Annotated in this window: 6 protein-coding genes; 3 read left to right on the top strand and 3 right to left on the bottom strand. The window is 61.8% G+C overall.

Features of this window, described 5'->3' with window-relative positions:
- A partial coding sequence (locus JNL55_RS24370) for a TonB-dependent receptor (RefSeq protein ID WP_293860313.1) occupies positions 1-1,705 on the top strand: 1,705 nt, incomplete at its 5' end.
- Positions 1,706-1,720: 15 nt separating this feature from the next.
- Here JNL55_RS24370 and JNL55_RS24375 read toward each other — a convergent pair.
- Positions 1,721-2,149, bottom strand: coding sequence for a winged helix-turn-helix domain-containing protein (locus JNL55_RS24375; protein WP_293860316.1), 429 nt, complete (start codon positions 2,147-2,149; stop codon positions 1,721-1,723).
- 80 nt (positions 2,150-2,229) lie between these two features.
- Here JNL55_RS24375 and modA point away from each other — a divergent pair, with 80 nt between their 5' ends.
- The gene (gene modA, locus JNL55_RS24380) at positions 2,230-3,480 is read left to right on the top strand and encodes a molybdate ABC transporter substrate-binding protein (protein ID WP_293860319.1); all 1,251 of its coding nucleotides are present in this window, start codon (positions 2,230-2,232) and stop codon (positions 3,478-3,480) included.
- Between the two features lies 1 nt (position 3,481).
- Here modA and modC read toward each other — a convergent pair whose 3' ends face one another.
- Together modC and modB are read right to left on the bottom strand one after the other, a co-directional pair.
- Complete coding sequence (gene modC / locus JNL55_RS24385; RefSeq protein ID WP_293860322.1) at positions 3,482-4,597, bottom strand: molybdenum ABC transporter ATP-binding protein; 1,116 nt, start codon at positions 4,595-4,597, stop codon at positions 3,482-3,484.
- Between the two features lie 8 nt (positions 4,598-4,605).
- A complete protein-coding gene (gene modB, locus JNL55_RS24390) occupies positions 4,606-5,295 on the bottom strand; it encodes a molybdate ABC transporter permease subunit (RefSeq protein WP_415923160.1) in 690 nt (229 codons plus the stop codon).
- Between the two features lie 166 nt (positions 5,296-5,461).
- Between modB and JNL55_RS24395 the strand changes: the two genes are divergently transcribed.
- Complete coding sequence (locus JNL55_RS24395) at positions 5,462-5,836, top strand: hypothetical protein (protein ID WP_293860328.1); 375 nt, start codon at positions 5,462-5,464, stop codon at positions 5,834-5,836.
- Positions 5,837-5,871 lie beyond the last annotated feature (35 nt).

Genomic DNA, 5,871 nt, shown 5'->3' on the forward strand with positions numbered 1-5,871 from the left:
CCGTCTGGACTTCAACCGCTTCCTGACGATGGACCTGGCCGAGATCCAGATCCGCAAGGGCTACGCTTCGGTGCTCGACGGCCCCGGCGGCCTGGGCGGCGCCATCAATCTGGTCACTCGCAAACCGACTGAAACATTCGAAGGCAGCTTCCAGAGCGCCGCGATGTTTGGCGGCAGCGATTACGAAGGTTGGAGCAGCAGCGCCAGCATCGGTACGCGGCAGGACAACTATTATCTGCAAGCCAGCGGCAGCTACATGGACCGAGACGGCTATCGGCTGTCGAATGATTTCCGCCCCACCGCCATGGAGAACGGCGGCAAGCGCAACGGCTCGGAAACCAACGATTGGCGCATCAATGTCAAAGCCGGCTACACGCCGAATGAAACCGACGAATACAGCCTGAGCTACACCAGCCAACAAGGTGAGAAAGGCGCGCCGCTACAAGTCTTCAACAGCCCGCCGAATCCGCCCAACAGCTACTGGCGTTGGCCGTGGTGGGATACCGAGAGCATCTATTGGCTATCGCACACGCAGCTCGGCGAGCGCAGCTATTTGAAGACTCGCTTGTTCTACAACACGTTCGACAACGCGCTGTGGGCTTACGACGACGCGACGTACACCACGCAATCCGCCAACGGCCGCTTCCGTAGCGCCTATGACGATGAAGGGTACGGCGGCAGTGTCGAGGTCGGCGTGCCGCTGGCCCAGAACAATACGTTGAAAGCGGCGGTTCATTACCGCACCGACGAGCATCAGGAAGTTAATTACAACCGCCCGACGCATCCGACACTCGCCACCAACGAACCGTGGACCGGCACTCGCGAGCACACCTGGTCGGTGGCGCTGGAAGATACGCAGCAGTTCACATCACAACTCAGCGCCGTGGTCGGCGTGAGCTATGAAAAGAACGAGCTGAAAGAAGCCAACGACTATTCCACCACGCTCGGCATCTTCAACTACCCGACCGGCAGCAGCGATGCAGTGAACGCTCAGGCCGCGGTGTACTGGCGTTACAACGACGCAGCTCAGTTGCACGCGTCCATTTCGTCACGCTCGCGCTTCGCGACCATCTTCGAACGCTTCAGCACTCGCTTCGGCACCGCCGTGCCGAATCCGGATCTGAAGGCAGAGCGCGGCACCAACTTCGAAATCGGTTGGGAAAGCGGCACGCAGTGGGATACGACCACGCTGTCGGCGACGGTGTTCTTCAACGACCTCAGCGACATGATCCAAACGGTGATCGTGCAGCCTTCGCCACAGCTGACCCAGACGCAGAACGTCGGCGACGGCGAGAGCTACGGCATCGAGCTGAGCGCGGATACACAGCTCAACGAGCAGCTGCGCATCGGCGCCAACTACAGCTATCTGCATCGCGAGATCACCGACGCTTTGCAACCGAACCTGCGTCCGGTCGGCACGCCGAATCACACCGGCTTCGTGTTCCTGAGCTACCAGCCCATCCCGGAACTCACCGTGATGCCGAACGTCGAGCTGGCGGATGACCGCTGGAGCGACCGGACCGGCGGCGGTTACGCCAAGGTCGGCGAGTACGTGCTCACCAATCTGCAGGTTCAGTACCGCATCGGCGAACAGTGGCAACTGGCGATCGGCGGCCGCAATCTGTTGGATGAGAACTTCCAGCTGGCCTATGGCTATCCGGAAGAAGGCCGCAGCTACTACCTCAAGCTGAAGCTGGACTTTTGAGTGAGCGAAGCTCTGTTACCGGGATGCCGTTGCTCGCCGCGCCGCTGCTGTGGCCGGCGAGCGCTGCGTCCTGGTAATGGAGCGTCGCGCCCCTTCGCGCTGCGAGCTCACCGTCTTGAGCATGGCACCGAAATACTTGTCGGCCCGCGCGTTGGTTTCCTTTTCGAACTGCCGATAGGCGGCCACGATGGCCTCGCCGAATTCGGTGAGCGTAGTACCGCCGCCGCCGGAACCACCGGTGGCGGTGAGCACCAACGGCTCACGAAAGGTCTGATTCAGGCTGGCGAGCAACTGCCAGGCCCGGCGGTAGCTCATGTCCAGATCGCGGGCCGCTTGCGACAGCGACCCCGAATCCCGCATCTTTTCCAACAACGCCACCTTGCCTGGTCCGATGGCATGGACAGCATCGAAATCGACGCGCAAGGTAATCTTCAACCGGCTCATCGCTTGTCTCCGCGGGCGATGCGCGAAAGTAACGCAGCCCAGGCCGCGATCCAAGCGCCGGCCGTCATCGAGGTAGTGCCATGCTCCAATCCCTGACGCGCAACTTGGCCAGAGTGCTGGTTTTGGCCCTGCTGACGCTCGGCCAGCCGCCTCTGGCCGCCGAAGCGCAGCGCGAACCGTTGATCGTGTTCGGTGCCGCCTCGCTGACCGATGTGTTACAGCAGATCGGCCCGCTGTACACCCAGCAGTCCCAGGTGCCGGTGAAATTTTCGTTCGCCGCCAGCTCGGCGCTGGCCAAGCAGATCGAATCGGGCGCGCGCGCCGACGCCTTTTTCTCGGCCGACCAGGATTGGATGAACTACCTGCAGGAACGCAAACTGCTCAAGGCGGACACCCGCGCCGACCTGCTCGGTAACCGCCTGGCCTTGATTGCGCCCAAGGACAGCAAGGTCACGCTGAAGCTCGAGAAGGGCGCGCCGCTGCTCCAGACGCTCGGCGCCAACGGCCGCTTGTCGACCGGCGATCCGGATTCGGTGCCGGTGGGTAAGTACGCCAAGGCTGCGCTCGGTAATCTCGAGCTATGGTCTGCTGTCGAGCCACGCCTGGTCCGTGCGGACAATGTTCGCGTTGCGCTGATGTACGTGGCTCGTGGCGAAGCGCCGTTGGGCATCGTCTACGCCACTGACGCTGCTGTCGAACCGCAAGTTCGTATCGTCGATTTGTTTCCCGAGTCGTCGCACACGCCCATCACTTATCCGGTCGCGGCCACCAGCAGTGCGTCGCCTGATACCGCTTCTTTCTTGAAGTTCCTGCGCAGCGACGCCGCCCGCGCCATCTTCACCAAAGCCGGCTTCAGCATCGTCAGCAACCAGGGCGGCATGGCGGCCACCGACGGCCCGGCTTGCAGCGGCTTTCGCTTCGACGTGAGCAAGGAATTGAAACTGTTCGGCGGCAAGCCTCGCACGGTGTCGGCAGCGAATGCTCCGACCCTCGACGTGAATCAGCTGTATTCCCTGGACCTGGCCGAGCAAAGCAAAGTCAGCTTCGTGCAAGCGCCGGCCAAAGCCACCGTGCCGGAAGGCTCCTTCGCCGGCGTGTTCAAAGTAACGTCGCCGCGCGCGCAGACCATTCGAGTGACGGCCACCGAAGCCGCCTGGCTCGATGTACTCGGCGACGGTAAGTTGCTCGAGTCCAATCGCCATACCGGCAGCGGCAACTGCAATCTCTTGCGGAAGGTGGTGGAGTTCACGGTCACGCCGGACAAACCGGTGACCATTCAAGTCAGCGGCAGCACGGTGAAACAGATCAAGCTGGCAGTGACCACCTACTGACTCAGGCCGCCGGATACTTGGGCTGCTGGGCTTCGATAAACGCGTGCCCGCGAATCGATACCGACTTCACCAGCACCCACACCGGCAAACCCACTCGCAGCCCGAGTGACAGCGACGCAGCACGCGTCACTCGGGACAGCACACACGAGTTGCCGATCTCCACATAGACCAGATCGGTGTCCGCATCGTCACCCAGGATGCGGACGATCTTGCCGCTCATGACATTACGAACGCTGAGATTTTCTGGCCGGCTAGTGGCGAGGAAGATATCGCGCGCGAGCAATTGAACTCGTACAGCCGCACCGACCTTCGCCCCACGCAAACTGATTCGCAGCGAGTCACTGCCAACGCGAACGTCCGCAAGCCCAGTGCCGCCGTCGACGGATTCCACCGTCCCGTGCAGCACGGCGCCGACCGCATCCGGACCGACGATGGCACGCAACTCCGGATGCAAACTCAAATCGTCCAATGAGCCCTGCGACAACACGCGACCGCGATCCATCAACACCACATGCGTCGCCAGCCGCAACACTTCATCGAATTGGTGACTGACATAGATCATTGGAATCGCCAGCTCGTCGCGCAGCTTTTCCAGATACGGCAACACTTCTTCGCGACGCGCGGCATCGAGCGACGCCAGCGGCTCATCGAGCAACAACAGCTGAGGTTGTGAAAGCAGCGCGCGACCTAGCGCAACGCGCTGACGCTCGCCACCGGACAGTTGATGCACCCGTCGAGTCAGCAACGGCTCGAGCGCCAGCATCGGCGCGACCATATCCAACGTAATGCGGGGCGCCGTGGAGAGCGGTTTCGCGCGCTTCTCGCCGTAGCGAAGATTCGCCATCACGTTTAAATGAGGAAACAAGCGCGCGTCTTGAAACACATAGCCGATGCGACGCTGTTCGGCCGGCAGTCGCTTGCCGCCGCCTTCCAATATCGAACCGTTGATTTCGATATGAGCTTCGTCGGCCGGCAGCAAGCCGGCGATGATGTTGGCCAGCGTGGTCTTGCCGCAGCCGGACCGGCCGAACAATGCGACCACACCGGGCGATGCCACGTCGATTGCCACATCGAGCACGAAACCGTCGCGACGTTTCTTGGCGCGGATACTAAACATGCGGCGCGTTACCTACCCAACATGCGACGCACGCGCCGCGCGATGAATTCCGCCGCGATCAAGCCCATCAGCCCGAGCGAAAATGAAATCGTCGCGAGTCGAGCCGCGACAGCATCGCCGCCCGGTGTTTGTAACGCAGTGTAAAGCGCCAACGGCAGCGTGCGCGTTTCGCCGGGAATGTTGGAAACGAAAGTAATCACCGCACCGAACTCACCGAGCCCGGCCGAGAATGCGGTAACGGCGCCGGCCAAAATGCCCGGCAACATCAGCGGCAACATCACGCTGAAGAATCGATCCCACGGGCCGGCGCCGAGCGTGCGCGCCGCATCTTCCAGGCCCGCGTCGACACCTTCCAATGAGATGCGAATGGCACGCACCATCAACGGAAAGCTCATCACCGCGGTGGCCAAGGCTGCACCGGCGCTGGTGAACACCAGCTGTACGCCGAAGTGCTCATATAGCCAGCCGCCGATGGGACCGCGCATTCCAAACAACAACAGCAATACATAGCCCACCACCACCGGCGGCAGCACCAGCGGCAAATGCACCAGCGCATCGAGCAACAGCCGGCCGCGCAACGCTCGACGCGTCAACACCCAAGCCACGAGGACGGCCAGCGGCAGGCTAAACAACACGCTGCGCAGGGCAATCGACAGGCTCAGTCGGACGGCGTCCAGTTCGGCGGCAGTGAGCATCATTCGACCAGTATAGACGGCGGTCAGCGTCGGCCAGCATGGACCAGCGTCGACGTTTTGAGCATAGCCAAGCTACGTCGCGCCGCCTTAAGATGCCGGTCGCCTGACCCACGCGCTCGCCCGTTTCGATGCGCTTCGGTCAGTCTCGGTAAGCTTCAGAGGAATCGTCATGAACAAAACCATTATTACCGGCGCATTGCTCGCCGGCTTGTTGACGGCGGTCGCGGCCAACGCCGAATGCTCGTATCCCAAAGCTCCCGCCGGACTGCCCGACGGCACCACCGCCACTCAGGAAGAGATGGTCACCGGCATGAAGGCCATCAAGGAATACAACGCCCAGGTCACCAGCTACCTGAGCTGCCTGGAAGGCGAAATGAACACCCGCATCGAGGCCGCTGGCCCCGACGCACCGGCCGACCAGGTCGAACAGATCAAGGCCATCCATACCAAGCGCCACAACGCCGCCGTCGAGGAGTTGGAGTCCACCGCCTCCCGCTTCAACGAGCAGGTCAAAGTGTATAAATCACGCGAAAAGAAGAGCTGATTCTGGTTGGACGTGGCGCCTTATGTGAAGGCGCC

The organism is Steroidobacter sp., assembly GCF_016790065.1.
Classification (GTDB): Bacteria; Pseudomonadota; Gammaproteobacteria; order Steroidobacterales; family Steroidobacteraceae; genus Steroidobacter.

Coding starts and splice junctions, on each gene's coding strand:
- JNL55_RS24375 (WP_293860316.1), bottom strand. CDS start 2,149: ATGAGCCGGTTGAAGATTACCTTGCGCGTCGATTTCGATGCTGTCCAT.
- modA (WP_293860319.1), top strand. CDS start 2,230: ATGCTCCAATCCCTGACGCGCAACTTGGCCAGAGTGCTGGTTTTGGCC.
- modC (WP_293860322.1), bottom strand. CDS start 4,597: ATGTTTAGTATCCGCGCCAAGAAACGTCGCGACGGTTTCGTGCTCGAT.
- modB (WP_415923160.1), bottom strand. CDS start 5,295: ATGATGCTCACTGCCGCCGAACTGGACGCCGTCCGACTGAGCCTGTCG.
- JNL55_RS24395 (WP_293860328.1), top strand. CDS start 5,462: ATGAACAAAACCATTATTACCGGCGCATTGCTCGCCGGCTTGTTGACG.